Source organism: Marinomonas maritima (genome assembly GCF_024435075.2).
Classification (GTDB): domain Bacteria; phylum Pseudomonadota; class Gammaproteobacteria; order Pseudomonadales; family Marinomonadaceae; genus Marinomonas; species Marinomonas maritima.
In genome coordinates, this window is the sequence record NZ_JAMZEG020000001.1 from 121508 (window position 1) to 138523 (window position 17016).

At 43.1% G+C, this 17016-nt stretch carries 15 protein-coding genes and 1 pseudogene; 8 read left to right on the plus strand and 8 right to left on the minus strand.

What is annotated here, in order from left to right; all coding sequences use genetic code 11:
• Window positions 1-118: 118 nt before the first annotated feature.
• The 6 genes and pseudogenes from M3I01_RS00635 to M3I01_RS00660 form a co-directional block, all read right to left on the minus strand.
• Window positions 119-1123, minus strand: a pseudogene (locus M3I01_RS00635) (IS5 family transposase).
• 150 nt (window positions 1124-1273) lie between these two features.
• Entirely contained in the window at window positions 1274-2644 is a 1371-nt protein-coding gene (locus M3I01_RS00640) for a GGDEF domain-containing protein (protein WP_255893610.1), read from the minus strand.
• A 31-nt stretch (window positions 2645-2675) separates the two neighbouring features.
• The gene (locus tag M3I01_RS00645) at window positions 2676-3491 is read right to left on the minus strand and encodes a substrate-binding periplasmic protein (RefSeq protein ID WP_255893611.1); all 816 of its coding nucleotides are present in this window, start codon (window positions 3489-3491) and stop codon (window positions 2676-2678) included.
• Window positions 3492-4022: 531 nt separating this feature from the next.
• Window positions 4023-5429, minus strand: coding sequence for an ethanolamine permease (eat, locus tag M3I01_RS00650; protein ID WP_255893612.1), 1407 nt, complete (start codon window positions 5427-5429; stop codon window positions 4023-4025).
• A gap of 95 nt (window positions 5430-5524) precedes the next feature.
• A complete protein-coding gene (gene eutC / locus M3I01_RS00655; RefSeq protein ID WP_255893614.1) occupies window positions 5525-6490 on the minus strand; it encodes an ethanolamine ammonia-lyase subunit EutC in 966 nt (321 codons plus the stop codon).
• On the minus strand, window positions 6487-7908 hold the full coding sequence (locus tag M3I01_RS00660; RefSeq protein WP_275564858.1) for an ethanolamine ammonia-lyase subunit EutB: 1422 nt from the start codon (window positions 7906-7908) through the stop codon (window positions 6487-6489). Before M3I01_RS00660 ends, eutC begins: the two co-directional genes overlap by 4 nt.
• Before the next feature lie 254 nt (window positions 7909-8162).
• Here M3I01_RS00660 and M3I01_RS00665 point away from each other — a divergent pair, with 254 nt between their 5' ends.
• On the plus strand, window positions 8163-9125 hold the full coding sequence (locus M3I01_RS00665; RefSeq protein ID WP_255893615.1) for a helix-turn-helix domain-containing protein: 963 nt from the start codon (window positions 8163-8165) through the stop codon (window positions 9123-9125).
• A 35-nt stretch (window positions 9126-9160) separates the two neighbouring features.
• Here M3I01_RS00665 and M3I01_RS00670 read toward each other — a convergent pair whose 3' ends face one another.
• Window positions 9161-10123 carry an integron integrase gene (locus M3I01_RS00670; protein ID WP_255893616.1) on the minus strand — a complete coding sequence of 321 codons (963 nt, stop codon included), beginning with the start codon at window positions 10121-10123 and terminating at the stop codon, window positions 9161-9163.
• Window positions 10124-10481: 358 nt separating this feature from the next.
• Here M3I01_RS00670 and M3I01_RS00675 point away from each other — a divergent pair, with 358 nt between their 5' ends.
• The 7 genes from M3I01_RS00675 (at window position 10482) to M3I01_RS00700 (ending at window position 16302) form a co-directional block, all read left to right on the plus strand.
• Window positions 10482-10994 carry a type VI secretion system amidase effector protein Tae4 gene (locus M3I01_RS00675; RefSeq protein WP_255893617.1) on the plus strand — a complete coding sequence of 171 codons (513 nt, stop codon included), beginning with the start codon at window positions 10482-10484 and terminating at the stop codon, window positions 10992-10994.
• Between the two features lie 475 nt (window positions 10995-11469).
• Window positions 11470-12111 (plus strand): IS4 family transposase, encoded by a 642-nt coding sequence (locus M3I01_RS18515; protein ID WP_394358954.1) that lies wholly within the window; start codon window positions 11470-11472, stop codon window positions 12109-12111.
• A gap of 216 nt (window positions 12112-12327) precedes the next feature.
• Window positions 12328-12657 (plus strand): hypothetical protein, encoded by a 330-nt coding sequence (locus M3I01_RS18520; protein ID WP_394358955.1) that lies wholly within the window; start codon window positions 12328-12330, stop codon window positions 12655-12657.
• A 203-nt stretch (window positions 12658-12860) separates the two neighbouring features.
• Entirely contained in the window at window positions 12861-13733 is an 873-nt protein-coding gene (locus tag M3I01_RS00685) for a DUF4394 domain-containing protein (RefSeq protein WP_255893618.1), read from the plus strand.
• A 199-nt stretch (window positions 13734-13932) separates the two neighbouring features.
• The gene (locus tag M3I01_RS00690; protein ID WP_255893619.1) at window positions 13933-14790 is read left to right on the plus strand and encodes an arylamine N-acetyltransferase family protein; all 858 of its coding nucleotides are present in this window, start codon (window positions 13933-13935) and stop codon (window positions 14788-14790) included.
• On the plus strand, window positions 14787-15731 hold the full coding sequence (locus M3I01_RS00695) for a DMT family transporter (RefSeq protein ID WP_255893620.1): 945 nt from the start codon (window positions 14787-14789) through the stop codon (window positions 15729-15731). Before M3I01_RS00690 ends, M3I01_RS00695 begins: the two co-directional genes overlap by 4 nt.
• A complete protein-coding gene (locus tag M3I01_RS00700) occupies window positions 15706-16302 on the plus strand; it encodes a Crp/Fnr family transcriptional regulator (RefSeq protein ID WP_255893622.1) in 597 nt (198 codons plus the stop codon). The genes M3I01_RS00695 and M3I01_RS00700 overlap by 26 nt, the downstream gene beginning before the upstream one ends.
• Here the strand turns inward: M3I01_RS00700 and M3I01_RS00705 are convergent.
• Window positions 16295-16951 (minus strand): DsbA family oxidoreductase, encoded by a 657-nt coding sequence (locus M3I01_RS00705; RefSeq protein ID WP_255893624.1) that lies wholly within the window; start codon window positions 16949-16951, stop codon window positions 16295-16297. The two genes, M3I01_RS00700 and M3I01_RS00705, sit on opposite strands and share 8 nt — an antisense overlap.
• Between the last annotated feature and the right edge of the window lie 65 nt (window positions 16952-17016).

Consider the following 17016-nt stretch of genomic DNA (forward strand, 5'->3'; position numbering starts at 1 on the left):
TTTAGTTGCGCGCCTTAATATTATAAAAAGCCCAATGGCAGTCAGTAATATGGCTGTTTTGTCAATTTTCTACCACTAAACAAGATAATTGAACCTTGTTTAGTGGTTTTTAAACGGATTAACCCCTTGCGGCTCGGGTCATCTGATCAACTCGAAACACGTTTGCAAGAGCAAACAGCATGGCGAGCTTACTGTCATTTTTAGCCAACCCACGATAAATAGCTTTTCTAAAATCAAACTGACATTTGATGATTCTAAAGGGATGTTCGACTTTTGCTCTAATACTGGCTTTGATATATTCCGTTTGGATTAGCTGTTTATTTTTTCTAGGGTGCTTTTTTAAGATTCTTATTTTGCTTGTCCATCTTTTCGAAAAAATAGCTGCAATCAACCAGTCTGCTTTGACATCTTTTAACTCTTCTCGCTTTTGAGCGCCACGATAGCCAGAATCCGCCGAGACAAAACACTCTTCGCCATGAAGAAGGTTCGCTGTTTCTGTGATGTCATGAGCGTTGGCCGCCGTTGTACTCACGCTGTAAGTTAACCCCGTTCTAGCGTCAACACCACTATGTGCTTTTAAGCCAAAGAGCTACTGCTTATCTTTTTGAGCTTGGTGCCATTTCAGGATCTCTTTCTTTGGTTTTATTTTTCGTTGAGCTGGCCGCTTCAATAATAGTCGTATCCACAATGGTGCCTTTTTTGAGATAAATACCGGCATCAAACAGCCACCTATTCACTTCTTTAAAGAGCTGACGCGAGAGTTTGTATTTCTCTAATAAGTGTCTGAAATTCATTATGTGGTGTGGTCAACTATCTAAATAAGTAAAATAGGCCTATCTAACAATAATCCAGCAAACAAGCGCATTGACGTGATCTCATACAAGGCATCCTCCATCACTGGATCACTCATGTTGTACCAATGTTGCATGCAGTGAATTCGGAACATTGTTGATAGCTGATAAGGTCTTCTGCCATTCCCTGGTTTAGGATAAAACAGCTCAATAACCGCTTCTAGTTGATCCCAAGGTATCAACTCATTCATGCGAGAAAGGAAAATTTCCTTACGTGTTTTACGGAGTTTGTTGTTGAACTCGCTGTCGGCAAAAGTGAGTTGGTGTGACATGGTTGAGGCTCGAAGGCTTAAAAAGAGATTGCCTCATGAGAGGGACTTATTCGCATGTTCCTAAGTTGATGTGACATGGTAAGACTCTAAGGCTAAAGCTGAATTATCTCATGAGCGCGGTTTATCGGCATGTTTCCTTACCGTTTACTGTCATTGTGATGCAGCAGCAGTGGCCATTGTCGAATAGGCCGTTACTTGATTGCGTCCGTGGCCCTTCGAAAAATACAGTGCTTTGTCTGCTTGAGCCAATAACGAGTCTATAGTTGAGCTTTGTGGTGAATTTTCAATAACCCCCATGCTGGCAGTAAAGTGAACGGATGACTGTTCGTGTGTTAGCTTGATTTGACTGATTTTTAGTCGGAGACTTTGGGCAATATTGGTTGCTTCATCTTCTCCAATATTTGGCAAAATCACGGCAAACTCTTCTCCACCTAAACGACCAATGAGATCGGTTGAGCGAAGGCTGTTTTTCAACTTGTCTGCAAATACTATTAGAGCCTTATCACCCATAGCATGACCATAAGTATCGTTAAGGCTTTTAAAATTGTCGATATCAATCATAATCAAGCTAAGTAAGCTTTCATTATTGTTAGCCTGATTGAGTAATTGCTTCCCAGAGTCAAAAAAGGCGCGGCGATTACAGAGTTTAGTGAGTGGGTCGCTATAGGCTAATTGCTCTGCTTTTTCCTTAGCCCGCTCAAGATCTCGAGTCCGAACTTTAACTTTCTCATCTAGCTCTTGGTTCAGGTTTAGCAATTCGAGTTGTTTCTTATTAACCCGCTCAATCATTTGATTATAACTGTCTTTCAGAACGAGCAATTCATTTTCATCAGTCCAATTAATGTCTAAATCTATCGGCTTTGGTGATTGTGTGTCTTGCTGGTGAATCTTGAAAGTGAATTCTTTTAGTGGTTTTCCAAGGTATTTATTAATAAAGAAATAAATAATAATCCACAGCATACAAGTCTTGATAATAGAATTGACTAAAATAAGAATGAAACCGTATTTTAATCGTTCAAATACCAGTTGGTCATTTGAATAAAGAGTAACCGTGCCTAATGAAATATTCTGATCAAATGCTGGCCCTTGGTAATAAATCGGAAACTCGTGTTCGAAAAGAGCGTTAGAACCTAAACCAGTGAGTGCTTGTTCTGTAGGAATGCCTTTAGAAGTGTAGTATTCAACCTGGTGCTGTTCATTAAATACAGCACCGATTTGAAAGTCTGTTTTGTGGTCAAGCGATTTTACTTTGACCCCAACCACGATGGGAAGGTTATACATACCCTGTAGAATAGACTGCAATAATTCTTGATTATAGGTCCAAACAGATTCGGAGATTCCTTTGCCGAAGGTGGCCGGCAAGGTTTGAATTTCATCATAAAATTCTCTTTTGGTGTTTTCGTACTCTTTGTAAAGCTGTACCACGGTGACCAAAACCGCCACCAAAAAATAAACACCAAAGATAACAAGCAGTAAGTGCAGAGCAATGGATCGGCGGTAATGGTTTAACAACGATTGCATTTAACAAGCCTTAGCTGTTTTGATGAGCGGTTTATTGGTTTTGCCAATCTTGGATGCCATAACGCTCTAGTAGTTTCTCTAGGCGTCCATCTTCTCGCATTTTCAGAGTTTCTTCGGACATTATTTTTGCATATTCAGCGGATTTAGGATTCTTCGGTGAAAAGCTGCTGTAGACATCAATCACAGCACTGGTGGTGCCGACGACTTTAAGTTGGTCGGCTTTGCCCATTTGTTGAGCTTTATATTCCAATACACTTTTGTCTTCAATCACTGCGGTTAAGCGGCCATTGATTAGCATTTCAAGCAATCTTTCTAGAGGCTTCTCACCTGTAATTTCCAGAACGTTTTCAGGATTTTGATTGAAATAATCCATCACAGTCGGATCAACATAGTCATATCCTTTAATGATGCCAATTATCTTTGCCTGCTCAAGTGACTCTTTGCCAGTATAGCGCCAGTTCGAGTCTTTATTGCTAAAGAAGGTGCTGTTGCTCCTACCTAGAGCAAAGTCTGGAAAAACAAAGTCGGGTGCTTCTTCTCGAAAGCAGGCCATCGTGCCGTCAAGCTTACCTTCTCTAACCAATTGCAGGCCCCGAGAGTAGGACACCTCAACAAACTCGACTTTATGTCCCCTTGACTCTAAGGTTTCAACCAGCAAATCCCCTAGGTAACCAACCTTCCCTTGATTTTGGCTGGCAATGCAGTCGTAAGGGCACCATTCGTCGGTGGCGATTCTTATCGTATCTGAAAAAACGGAAGTAGAAAAAAGTGTAATAAAGCTTATTAATAGCACACTAAAAATGAGAGGTTTTTTTGCTTGGTTTGTTTGTTCATTTTGCGATGGCATAATTATTTTTTTCCAGTGCGATTGGCTTTTGACAGTATGTTATTTTTACCGTCCTGCCCCGCTATAGTCAACAAAACGGACATTGTCTATGAAGTAGCTTCTTATATTTTATCAACACTGCATGCAGTAGATTTGAAATACTGTTGGTTGTTTGGTTTTATGTCGATAAGAGTGACCTTTGTGGTTAAAAAAAACAAGCAAAGATAATGATCATGCACATGTTCTTTGATAAGTCTCATGGTGATGTGGTGAGAGAGGGTTTGTTGAGTATTAGATTAGCTTCCGATATTGACCGAAGCTGTAACCTTGTGTAACACCGCCACAATCAATAGCTCCCCCTGCCAAAGCTGCTGGCTCCTTGAAGGCTTATAGTCATTTCATCTTTTACTTCATACAGTGAAGAGGATCGTTTTAATGGCACGTTGTTTATTACTATTTTGTAAACAAGGAATATGAAAAAGCCCCGCATTTTACAATGCGGGGCTTTGGTTCGATTTTGAAATATCGCTTTTTTAGCCGTACGAGGGAGAACTAAGCCGATGTCGTCAGATCGGCTTCGGCCTGAGCTAGCATGTCGAACTCTTCTTCTGGTGTTTTCGCAACTAAATGATTTTTGCTATACAAGAAGTAGTACGCTGCGCCAATGGCGAATAGCACTAGAGTGTAAAAAAACGCACGTGGATCGTATGCGTAAACACCCGTCAGCGCCAACAGTGACAAAACAAACGCAATAGATGAAGTGAAAATACCGCCAGGTGTTTTATAAGGGCGATGCATGTCTGGATGGTTTATGCGCAGCAATATGTGGCTAAGTGCCATCAATGCATAAGACACCGTAGCACCGACAACCGCCATGGCTAGCATAAGGTCACCTTCGCCTGTCAAAGAAGCAAGGAACCCCAAAATACCCGGAACGATCAGCGCGCGTGAAGGCACTTTTCGCTTGTCCGTGACAGACAAACTTTGTGGAATGTAGCCTGCACGAGACAATGCGAACACTAGGCGACTGTAACCGTAAATAATCGAGAAGAAAGACGCGACCAATCCGGCCAGTCCAAGTATGTTGACAGCCGTACCCAGTGTTTCATGTCCTGCAAAGTTTAGTGCATCTACCAAAGGAACTGCGCTTTTACCCATCGCATCTGCACCAGCAGCACCGGCCAATAAAAATACCACTAGCAAAGCGGTGAACAACAAGAAAACCATTGCGCCAATAATGCCTTTTGGTACATCTTTGGCTGGGTCTTTGGCTTCTTCGGCGGCCAATGGTACGCCTTCAACGGCTAAAAATAACCACATACCAAATGGCAACGCAGCCCAAATACCGTACCAACCCATTGGCATAAATTCACTTGCGCCAACGGCATCCGTCACAGGCACATCAAATAAACGGCTTGTATCGAAATCGCCAATCAAGGCGACAGCAGTCGCTAGAATCGCGATGACCGCTAAACCACTGATCACCATCATGACTTTTAAGGCTTCGCCGGCACCGGCTAAGTGAATACCGATAAAGACAATATAAAATGCGGCGTAGACCCAAGGCCCATTAAAACCCAATAAGGCTTCCACTGCAGAGCCGATGAAAATAACAATGGCGGCGGGCGCCAGTGCGTATTCAATTAATACCGCTAAGCCAGTTAAATAACCGCCAGTTGGACCCATGGCTTGGCGAGCAAAACTATAACCGCCACCCGCCGCAGGAATGGCGGCTGACATTTCAGCTAAGGCCAATACGAGGGTAAAATACATCACCGCCATTAACCCCGCTGCAATAGCAAAACCGCCCCAGCCTGCTTCCGCAATACCAAAGTTCCAGCCCGCGAAGTCACCAGAAATTACGTAGGATACGCCCAAGCCCGCTAGCAAAATCCAGCCAGCGGAACCTCTTTTCAGCTGGCGTTTAGCCAGATATTCCTTATTCATTTGATCAGACATAGTGGTTCCCTTTGTTCTCTTTTAATTGTGGTTTTTATAGCCATTTTTTGCCCGGATGGGCTTATATTTTTTATTTTTGCTCTGTTTTCTCATCGTTAAGAGATGAGGAAGTTTTTGGATTCTTTACTGGTGTCGATGATTAAGTCATCGTCTGATCGATCTTTTAGCTTTACGCCAGACAATTTGAGCGTTCGGGCCTCGTTTAATAAATAGAACGCTTTGCGCGCCGCTTCTTGATAAACCAAACCGGCTGGCCGAACATTGGATATGCAATTTCTAAAGGCGTCAGTAAGGCCGACTTTACCGCCCCACGTTAGGTACAAACCTAAGCTGTCAGGTGAACTAAGACCGGGGCGCTCACCGATTAACACTAAAACGCATTTGGCGTTTAGTCGCTCGCAAACATCGTCACCAATGGCAACACGACCTTGTTTCACAAAACAAATAGGCGCTAGGCTCCAATCGTTTTTATGGCCATTTTTTGTATTTTGTTGTGTGGGCGCTTGCTGAACGTGGATATGACTGAAAAGCGCCTCTAAAAAGGGCAAGGTATTTTGTTCAATTGCTAGAGAAGACAAGCCATCTACCACGACGATGGCAAGATCATAGTGTTGTGATGTGGCGGCTCTGTGTTCGTCTAGTGTATTGGCGGATTTTTCATCGAGTCGTCGGCCATAATCTGGGCGTTGCAAATAGGACGCACGGTCTATTGCACGGCTGTGCAGCATTATGGGCGTGTTGTGTGGAGCCCAATCCTGCTCCATGAGGGTTTTAGCCAAAGATTCCGTGTCGAGTTGAGTGTGAACCGCATCAATGGCTTGAGCATGAGCAAGCTGAAACGCCAAAAGATGTTTGGTGGGAACACTGACACCGGAACGACCCAAGCCAACGCGCGCATCGGTGAAGGCGTTGAGTTTACGCCATGCGTTTTCCGTCACTGGTTCTTCTTTTCGGGGAGTAGGTTCTTCTTGTTTGGAGATTGGCTCATGTTTTTCCGTCGCAGCCTCTGCATGCGGGTGCGTTGGAAAAGACTTATCGGATGGATAGTTGTCCTGACTCATGAGTGACCTCCAATCATGCGATGGAGCGATTTATGGAACGCATCGGGCAGCTTGTGGTTGAGCGTGAATTGCTCGTTGTTTTTGAATATTTCCATCTTGGCTAACCAAATGTCGAATTCTGGCGCGGGTTTTAATCCCAGCACGCGGCGAGCGTATAAGGCATCGTGGAACGAGGTCGTTTGGTAGTTGAGCATAATGTCGTCAGAACCGGGTATGCCCATCACAAACGTACAGCCGGCGACACCTAAAAGTGTCAGTAAATTATCCATGTCGTTTTGATCGGCTTCGGCGTGGTTGGTGTAACACACGTCGCAACCCATGGGTAAACCAAGTAGCTTGCCGCAGAAATGATCTTCTAAACCTGCGCGAGTGATTTCTTTGCCATCGTATAAATATTCTGGACCGATAAAACCGACCACAGTATTAACCAATAACGGATTGAATTTACGTGCTACGGCATAAGCGCGGGCTTCGCACGTTTGCTGGTCTAAACCGTGATGGGCGTTAGCGGACAATGCGCTGCCTTGGCCGGTTTCAAAATACATAACGTTGTTGCCGACAGTGCCACGATTCAGGGAAAGTGCAGCGTCTTGAGCTTCCGCTAGATTGGCAAGGTTAAAGCCAAAGCTGTCATTGGTGGCTTGCGTACCGCCGATGGATTGGAAAACCAAATCCACTGGCGCTCCTTGTTCTATGCATTCGATGGTGTTGGTAACGTGGGTGAGCACGCAAGATTGCGTGGGAATCTCGTAATGCTGGATAACTTCGTCCATCATTTTTATCAGTCGTGTGGCTTGCTGTACGTTGTCGGTCGCCGGATTGATGCCAATCACTGCATCGCCATTGGCGTAGAGCAAACCGTCTAACATGCTTGCTGCAATGCCTGTTAAATCGTCAGTTGGATGGTTTGGCTGTAAGCGTGTTGAAAGGTGTCCCGGTAAACCGATGGTGTTACGAAAGGCGGTTCTTATATGACATTTCTTGGCGACAAGAATGAGGTCTTGATTGCGCATGATCTTACTCACCGCTGCCGCCATTTCAGGTGTGACGCCGGGGCGGATCTGTATGAGAACGTCACTGCTTGCTAAATCGCTTAATAACCAGTCTCGAAACCCACCAACGGTCAGGTGAGAAATAATAGAAAAGGCCGTTTTGTCATGATCGTCTAGTATTAGCCGAGTGATTTCATCTTTTTCGTAAGGAACAAGGGCGCTTTCAAGAAAAAGTCGAAGCGGTACATCGGCTAATGTCATTTGTGCGATGGCGCGTTCTTCAGCAGTGCGTGCAGCGACGCCTGCTAACCGATCGCCAGAGCGAGCAGGGGTGGCCTTGGCCATTAAATCGGCGAGGTCGATGAAGCCAAAAGTCTGTTTGCCGACTATGTGACGAAATTGAAAAGTAGAATGTGGGTTGCTCATAACCGTCTCTCACGCTTTACTAGTATTGTGTTGGCCCCAAAAAGCAAAGTATAAAAGGGCATAGATATTGCTACTTTTATTTGGACTTAAGATCTGAGTCCAAGGTTTAAAATTTGAATGTAAGTTTACCTTACGGAAATCCATAAGCTGTCGTTATCGAATAATGGCAAAAGTAAAAAATCCATATATATCAAGTGTTTGTTTTGTTTTATTTTGAAAATCGACTTTAAAAGTATCTTTTTTAGGGGAAGATTATGTTGAATTCAGGGATCGATGCACCAAATAAGGGCTCTTTGATTCGGGTGTCGGAGGCTTGTGATGCGGATTTACACGCCGGTAATCTTACGGGTTGGCAGCAAGAGTACGATCAAACAAGCCGAGGTGGTTTTTATGGTCGTATTGTAGAGCTGCCTTTTGATGGCTTACAGGTTTTTTGTGAGCATACCAGTCAGGCATTACAACAAAAGTGCGTGGTTTGGCCAGATTCTGTTTGGCTGGGGATTCCTCTTGCCGATCAAGAAGAAAGCCGCATTAACGGCTTAACTATTAACCCGAACAATATTATGTGTCGACCGGGCGATTGTGATTTCCAGCTGTCGACCCCGTCAGATTATGATTTGTATGGTTTGGTGGTAGATAAGTCGACTTTGACAGACATGGCGTTAATCCATGGCGTAGAGTTGAATTGGAAAGAGTTGACAGAACATGGTCGTCTTGGCGTGCCTAATAAAATATTGCAGGAAGTGCGTTTTTTGTTAGCGCGTTTGCTCTTAGTTGAAAACAAGGAATCACCATCGCGATTGCAGCACGATATTGTCATGATGGCTCTGCTTGAAGTGCTCAAAGTGGAAACGCCGCAACCGGCGACAACACAGAGCTATAAACACCGTAAAAAAGTGGTCGATTGCGCTCGTCAGTTCTTAGACCATCACTTGGATGAGCCAGTGACCGTAACTCAATTGTGTAAAATCACTAATGTGAGTCGAAGAACCTTACAGTACAGCTTCGACAGTATTCTTGGCATCAGCCCCATTCAATATCTGCGTATTAGCCGATTAAATGGCGTGCGCCGTTCTCTCGTACAAGCCCAACACGGACAAGCCGTCAGCGACATCGCCGCCCAATGGGGCTTTTGGCATCTGAGCCAATTTGCACAAGACTACAAGCAACTGTTTGGCGAAAGCCCATCTAAAACACTCGCAGGGCTGAGTGGTTGAGTAAAAAGCGATAACAGCTTCCACACTCCTTTATGTCATAAAATTTGATCAAGAGGGCTATTTGTTCCTGCAAAATGCTGTCCTATAACATGGGTATAAATTTGTGTTGTCGACACATCGTTATGGCCTAACAGCTCTTGAACCGTTCTTATGTCTCGCCCTGCCATGAGTAAATGAGTTGCAAAAGAGTGGCGGAAAGTATGGCAATTAACTCTTTTTTCATTGATCCCTGCCTTGTTGACCGATTTTTTCAATGCTTTACGAGGTACTGAATCATGCAAATGGTGCCTGCATAGTTCACCAGTCACAGGGTGCGGACTAATTGATGTAGAGGGAAATAAAAACATCCAACTCAATTGACGAAAGGCGTTCGGGTACTTTTTAGACAGCGCAAAGGGCAAAGAAGGGCCATATCCCTTGGCGTTGTCATCTTGTTGAATTTGTTGTGCATAGGCTTTTTGCTTGTTTAACGCCTCGGCTAACTTACGGCTCAGAATGGTGGTTCTGTCTTTATTACCCTTACTGCACCTTACCGCCAAACTGCCCTGATCCAAATTAATATCTTGAATGCGAATACGCAAACATTCACTAATCCTAAGCCCCGATCCATACAGCAATGAAAAAATCAAATGGTCCCGTTCATTCAAACAGCTTAGTATTTTCTGAATCTCGTTAGCGGCTAAAACAATGGGCAGACGTCGACCTTGCTTAGCATGCTGAAACCCTAAATCCCCCAATGGTTGATCCAGTAACTTGTTGTACAAAAAGGCGAGGGCATTCAAGGCAGATTTTTGGGTGTTAATGGCGACATGTTGCTCCACTGCCAGAAATGATAAAAATGCTCTTACTTCTTCTGCGCCCATGTTTTGTGGGTTTTGCAGCTTATGGAATCGAATAAAATATTTAATCCAATACAGGTAAGACTTCTCTGTTTTTAAGCTATAGCCACGTAGCCGCAGCTCATTACGAATAAAATTCATAAAAGGACTAGAAGACATCACACACTCCTTGTGGATAATTGATTTAAAGCTGTACAAATATACAGTTTGTTTTTTTGATTGCCAATTATTGGCACGCTTTGCCTAAAAAACAATCACATTTTTGCGCGTTTGTACTGGCAGCAAGCCAGAAAGTCTTTTAATATCAATCAACAACATAAAACCCAGCCCATATAACGCGCTGTGGATAAATGTGTAAACCCGCACGCTCGGATTTTCAATTAACCAGCCTGTGGGAAAGGTTAAAAAGTGCCATAGAATCAGTTTTTTATAGGGATTTATATGGAAATTAAAAACAGTGCAGATGCGCATGCGCACTATTAAAATGTTAACTGTAAAAATAATACAAGGAGTATGTATGTTAAAATTTAATCAACTTTGGAATGATTTCCCAGAAAAAAACATAATGAGAGCTAGGTGTCAAAATAAGCAATCATCAACATCTAGTAGTCCATTCGGAAATTATTGCGCAATCATGTTAAGTGATGCATTGATAAAGTCTGGGGTCTCAACGAATAGTGCAAAAGTTAAAAAATGTTGGTCTCATCAAGGAGGAAAACATATTTTACTGGCTGAAGAGATGGCCAAATGGCTCAATACGGCAAATATTGGCGGCATAAATAGAGTTGAAAAAATTAGTCCAACTTCCTTTCAAAAGGACTTAGATGGACGAACTGGCATTATATTTTTCAAAGATTATTGGCAACGAGGAAATGAATCATTAGATAATAGGAGTGGAGATCATATTGATTTATGGAATAAAAATGAAATATCAAGTACTGGAATGTTTATGAGGTCGATATATGAGTTTTTTGGTGCTGTCTCTGATTTAAATAAAAGTAAAGAAGTTTGGTTTTGGGAGATTAAATAATCTCATGAAAATTAAAAAAATACTGGCTACTTTAGCTTTTATATTAATAAATTCAGGCCTTAATATAGGAATTTATTTATATTCTTATAAAAAGTTAACCTTTCCTTTTTTACATGAAGAACAAAGAATGGATAATGCTCCATATATATTTACGCACGTGATTCCTAGTTTTTTCGTGGTCTCAATTTGCACTATTGTTTTATTACATTACTTAAAGAAAAAGCAGCGGTAGCTCAATTTACAGTTAACAAGTTGCTTAAACGGAAAAATAACAGTTGGCTATCGCTTCGCGATTATAGCCAACTGTTATTTTTCCGCTTAGCAAGGCGTTAGAGCTACCGTCAGCGTATTCTTCATCTGTCCCTGAGGTATCCCCACGAATTTGATATAAATAACAATTAGTTAACATAAGAAGGGAACGTTCATGGCCCTTGGTGATCAATAATTTCGCCAAAAACAATCAAACACGAGAACCATGAACGCGACATCTATTCTGAACAAAATCCTTCCATTTGTCAGCCCAAATATGCATAAAACTCGACGCAAGGCGCTATCAGCTTGTGTACTCAGCTTAGCGCAAGGCAATCTTTGCACCGTGACTAGTATTGGTCGAGGCATCCAATCAAAAGCGTACGAAAAGCATCGCATTAAACGCTCAGACCGATTGCTCTCCAACCCGAATTTACACCGCGAAGCATTATCGATTTACGCTTATATCTGCCGACTCTTTGTGATTCAAACGCGTCCAATCATTAGCGTGGACTGGTCTGATTTAGATGCTCGTGGACAACACTTTCTCATTCGTGCCAGTACGGCTTTTGAGGGGCGATCCATTACGCTTTATGAAGAAGTGCATGACAAGCTCACAAAAGAAAAGCCTAAAACACATCGACAATTTTTAAGCGTTTTAAAAGCACTGCTTCCAAGTAAAGTAAAGCCCATCATTGTAACGGATGCTGGATTTAAGACACCTTGGTTAGATGAAGTTGTGAAACAGGGCTGGGATTATGTCGGACGAGTCAGAAGGCCGCGTAAGTACTATGATGACTCGCTTCAAGCTTGGCGCTGCATATCCACTTTGTTCTCTAGTGCTAATCAAAAACCTAAGCATCTATAGCTTAAACATCGTCAATCTAGTCCGATCACCAATCAGTTTGTTCTTTACAAGAGCCCACCTAAAGGGCGTCACTCCATCAATCAAAAAGGTAAAAGACGTGCTTCTTTATCTTCGCTTACCGCAGCCAGAGGTGCAAAAGAACCTTGGTTATTAGTGTCTTCTCTTCCCGTGAACCGTCTTTTTGCGAAACGTTGCGTCAAAGCATATGAAACGAGAATGCAAATTGAAGAAGGTTTTCGCGATATGAAAAGCAGCCGATTCGGCTTGGGATTTGAGTTGAGTTATACATCAAAGATAGAACGGCTAAGCAACTTAATCCTGCTTACAACTGTCACTGCGCTTCTGCTTGTTTTAGTCGGTAAAGTCATAGAGCTGGCAGGCTATGCAAAACGCTTCCAAGTGAACACTCTACGTAAGCGAAGAGTTCTGTCACACTTTTACCTTGGGAAACGAGCCATTATGACTCGTTTCCAGATATCAAAAAAGGAATGGCAGGACGGCATCAGGCAACTAGTCCAGCAGCTAAAACAAGGAGCCTATTCATGAGTAAATTTGTGGGGATACCTCAGCATCTGTCCCTAATTAGTCCGTATTTTCCTTCATTAATTGCCGCCTTTCCATCGCCCAAAAAAATTATTTTTTTTAAAAAATCGTTTAACTGAAACTTTTTTTTAAAAGATGAGTATCTCTGTATGAGCCACCCAACTGGGTGACACCTAGTTTGCTAATACAACTCATACAGGATGATTATGATGAAAAAGACGATTCTTGCTGCCTCAACTGCTTTCGCTGTTTCTGCTTGTTCAACTAACTTTTATGGAACATCAGACCAAGATAGCCCTATCGCTGGATACGCTCTTGCCAATAACGGAACGATTTTGGTCACAATGGGGTCTATCGCGTCTCCCGCTAAGACGGACTCCTTTACGCTAAGTAATAAGCTTGATGCCGTGGCTTATCGGCCCGTTACTGGCAAGCTATTGGGTTATTCCAACGGCGCTGTCTATTCTGTTGATGCTAAGACAGGCAAGCTAACCGATCTTGGTGCTACTTTCACAAAAGGCGCCATGATTTCCAAGGATGCGTCAGCAACCGCGATGGATTTTAATAACGCCATCGATGCTGTTCGTATGGTTGGTTCAGATGGCACTAACTTGGTGTATTTCCCAGTCGGTTTTGGTAACGAAGATAAGCGCGCCAATTCAGTATTAAAATTCACATCAACATTCTATGTAAAAGGCGACAGCAACGAAGGCACAACGCCTGGAATTTTTGCGAACGCTTACACTAACGCCATTGCCGGTGCAAAAGCGTCGAGCACTTTCCAGTTTGCGTTAGACAGTAAAACAGATTCATTGGTCAGCCTTGCTAATAATGCAGGCGAATTAACAACCGTTGCTAAGATCACAATTAATGGCAAGGCCGTTGACGTATCGTCAATGGGTGGCTTCGATATTGTTTCTGCCGAAGAAGGTTCTGACGACGCTTACGCCATATTACAGCTCGAAGGTGCATCAAAAGCCGGTCTTTACTCTATGAACCTGATGACAGGCGCGGCAACCTTAATGGCCGACCTACCAATGGGTGGCTTTAGCGGCTTTGCTGTCTCAGGCGGCAAATAATGACAAAGGGTGTTTGTACACCAACAGCAATTCAATGATAGATAGGGTCAAGATGAAAACCCCCCGTATTCTTCATCTTGACCCTAATTAGTCCTCGAAATCAAAATACCTCTCTTAACCTATGTTAATTATTTACTCGTCTGGCTCCTGTAATCTTGGTTGTATTCTGTATTTGTTGATTATTTTAAAGGGGCACATTATGTCGTTGTCATTGAGTCTGAAAAACTACCTAGATGATCTTGGTTTGGTTGCACCGGAGCAACTTAGTCTTAAATTTGTGAAATTGCTGCAAGCAGAGCACCTTGCACGTTACAGCTTTAATAGTTTGGCGGTGGTGATGGGCGAGGAGGTTTCTCTTGATTTAGACGCAATCAGTCAAAAAATAGTGACGCATGGTCTAGGGGGTTATTGTTTTGAACATAACAAGCTGACGTTTGAGTTATTAAAATCCGTGGGTTATGACGTGACGTTGGTGATGGCTCGGGTATTGAATAATCAAGATCACGATGTGCCAAGAACGCACCGAGTCACCTTATTGACGCACGATGGTGTGACCTATTTGATTGACACTGGTTTTGGAGCCAACTGCCCGATCGCGCCTTTAGTGTTACAGCCGAATCTACTGCAACGTGTTGAGTCAGATGTGTATCGTATTCTGTTAAAAGAAAGCGGTGAATACGATGTTCAGATTATGAAAGACGGTGATTATTTCACTCTGTATCGTTTTGATCTGGCTGTGTATTCAGATGCGGATTGTGTAATGGGCAACTTTTACTCGTCACATTATCCGAAAGCGGGTTTTGTGAACAATTTGGTTGCGAGCTTAAAAAATGCGGACCGCACCGTAACATTAAAAAACCATATTATGACGATGAAACATCAGGATGGAACGCAAGAGCGCGTTCTGCATTCGCCAAAAGAGTTACATCAAGTATTAACCGATGTATTTGGATTTGATTTAGAGCTGGTGATAGCTGAGCATTTATTTGATCGTTTTTTGGCTGATAAATTAGCGCTATTATCCAGTGACGAAATGGGTAAGAGAGCGACATCGTGAGTCAAGTATTTAGCTTATTATTGTGGGCTTGGCTGATGGCGTCGTCTTTTATTGTTTCGGGTCATATGGTGGCGTTTGCGAGCCCGATTGCGACGTCGGCGTTTCGTTTTTTATTGGCGTTGTTGATTTTATTTCCGGTGCTGTTATTTAGTTGGCAGCGTGCAGGGTTGAGTAAAGCGGAGCAGTTTCAAGCGCTCTTTTCTTCAGGGCAGCGGATATTCCATTATGTGGTGATTAGTGGTGCGCTGGTGGGTTTTTTTATTGGACTTTTCGTGGCGTTACAGTCGACTACGCCACTGAATACGTCGGTGCTGTATACCCTTGTGCCTTTGATGGGGGTTTTTATTGCAAAAGTTTGGCTGAAAGAAGCTGCGCCTTTATGGCGAATAGTCGGGTTTGTTTTGGGATCAATTGGTGCTGTCGTTGTATTGTTGTCGACGCAGCCTTATGACGATTTACAATGGCATTCTGGTGATTATTTGTTTCTGGGAGCGTGCGTGTTATTGGCCTTGCATGTGGTGTCAGTACAAAAGTGGGGACGATCTTTAGGTGCGTTGTCTGGTGCTTTTATGATTATGTTATTTGGTACACTTTGGTTGTTGCCCGTCGCTTTACTATGGGGGGAGCTTAGTCAGGTGCAGTGGTTGTCGCAAGACTTCTGGGTGACCATCTTGTATTTGACGGTGTTTACAACGCTGTTTACCTTTGTGTTGCAACAACGGTTGGTGATGACCGCAGGGGCGAGTCGGTTACTGGCATTTTCTTATACAATACCGGTGTGGGTTGCGTTATTTACGGCCTTGTCGCAGTCTCGTTTATTCAGTTTGGCTGATTGGCGCTTTGTCGTAGGTATTATGTTGTTATTGATTGCACTGCTTCTTATTGATGGAAACCTAACCAAGGTAAAAATGACCAATGGATCGAGTACAGCTGCAAAATAGCTTTCAGGCCTACTTTAATGAATTGGGCTATGACATTGATTGGCAACAACTGACATTACCGTTAGAAATGCACCTTGTTCGTAAAGGTGACTATCTTTTCCAACAAGGAGACACCGCGAACCGACTGTATTTTTTACACACAGGGTTAGTGCGCTATGTAAGTGTCTCGGATCAAGGTAAAGAATTTACACAAACGTTTGTGAAAGGGTCAAGAATCATGGGCTCGACGAAGGCGATGGTAACGGGAGCCAAAGCGTTGTTCGGCATACAAGCATTAAAAGATTGCATGATTTTATCTTATCCTTGGCAGGCTTTTTATGAGCAAATGCGTCAGGACAAATACTTTCTAGAATGGTATGTACACTTTCTAGAAAGTATTTTCATTGTTAAAGAAGAACGAGAAAGCGCCTTTGTAAAACACTCCGCAGAGCGACGCTATTTGGATTTTTGTGTGGATTATCCAGAGCTAAAAGATAGCATTCCTCAGCAGCAGATTGCGTCTTATATCGGTATCACGCCCGTGGCGCTGAGCCGTATAAGAAAAAATTTGCTAGGAAAACGCGCTAGCTAGCTTTTGTCTCCGTCAGGATGTCTTCGATTGCTTTTTTAAACGTGTCGACGGGTTGCCCGCCAGAAATCGCGTACTTGTTATTAATAATGACAGTGGGAACGGATGTGATGCCATGTTGCTGCCACATTTTTTCTTGTTTACGCACTTCATCGATAAAATGCCCATTTTCTAAAATACCTTTGGCCGCCGCTGGATCAAGATTTACGCTGGCCGCTAGATTTGCCAACGTACTGTAATCGCTAACATCTTGGTTGTGCGTAAAATGCGCTTTAAATAACGCCATTTTAAGCTCCGCTTGTTTGCCTTCTAAATTTGCCCAATGTAACAATCGATGCGCGTCGAAAGAATTGCGCATACGGCTTTCCGGTGTGAAGTTGAAATCAAAGTCGACTTCTTTGCCGCGGGCTTGAATCATGGCTCTATTTTCGTCTGATTGCGCTTTGGTAATGCCGTACTTTTCTGTGATGTGTTCGCTAAAGTCCTGTCCTTCTGGGCGCATCTCTGGATTGAGCTCAAAAGGCTGGAAGGTGATATCTGCACTAACCGTGTCTTTTAGTTCGTCTAATGCTTTATTGAGATTGCCAAGACCGACGACGCACCAAGGGCACATGATGTCGGAAACAAATTGAATGTCTAGTGACTCTTTCATAAATAATGACCTTGATGATGTCGTTGAATAACATTCTTATGGGCAATGATTGAAAATGAAAGGAC

Bases quoted from the DNA above. Each gene is read 5' to 3' on its own strand.
- M3I01_RS00670 (WP_255893616.1), bottom strand. From the start codon at position 10,123: ATGTCTTCTAGTCCTTTTATGAATTTTATTCGTAATGAGCTGCGGCTA.
- M3I01_RS00705 (WP_255893624.1), bottom strand. From the start codon at position 16,951: ATGAAAGAGTCACTAGACATTCAATTTGTTTCCGACATCATGTGCCCT.
- M3I01_RS18520 (WP_394358955.1), top strand. From the start codon at position 12,328: ATGCAAATTGAAGAAGGTTTTCGCGATATGAAAAGCAGCCGATTCGGC.
- M3I01_RS00690 (WP_255893619.1), top strand. From the start codon at position 13,933: ATGTCGTTGTCATTGAGTCTGAAAAACTACCTAGATGATCTTGGTTTG.
- eat (WP_255893612.1), bottom strand. From the start codon at position 5,429: ATGTCTGATCAAATGAATAAGGAATATCTGGCTAAACGCCAGCTGAAA.
- M3I01_RS00685 (WP_255893618.1), top strand. From the start codon at position 12,861: ATGATGAAAAAGACGATTCTTGCTGCCTCAACTGCTTTCGCTGTTTCT.
- M3I01_RS18515 (WP_394358954.1), top strand. From the start codon at position 11,470: ATGAACGCGACATCTATTCTGAACAAAATCCTTCCATTTGTCAGCCCA.
- M3I01_RS00675 (WP_255893617.1), top strand. From the start codon at position 10,482: ATGTTAAAATTTAATCAACTTTGGAATGATTTCCCAGAAAAAAACATA.
- eutC (WP_255893614.1), bottom strand. From the start codon at position 6,490: ATGAGTCAGGACAACTATCCATCCGATAAGTCTTTTCCAACGCACCCG.
- M3I01_RS00700 (WP_255893622.1), top strand. From the start codon at position 15,706: ATGGATCGAGTACAGCTGCAAAATAGCTTTCAGGCCTACTTTAATGAA.
- M3I01_RS00665 (WP_255893615.1), top strand. From the start codon at position 8,163: ATGTTGAATTCAGGGATCGATGCACCAAATAAGGGCTCTTTGATTCGG.
- M3I01_RS00660 (WP_275564858.1), bottom strand. From the start codon at position 7,908: ATGAGCAACCCACATTCTACTTTTCAATTTCGTCACATAGTCGGCAAA.
- M3I01_RS00640 (WP_255893610.1), bottom strand. From the start codon at position 2,644: ATGCAATCGTTGTTAAACCATTACCGCCGATCCATTGCTCTGCACTTA.
- M3I01_RS00645 (WP_255893611.1), bottom strand. From the start codon at position 3,491: ATGCCATCGCAAAATGAACAAACAAACCAAGCAAAAAAACCTCTCATT.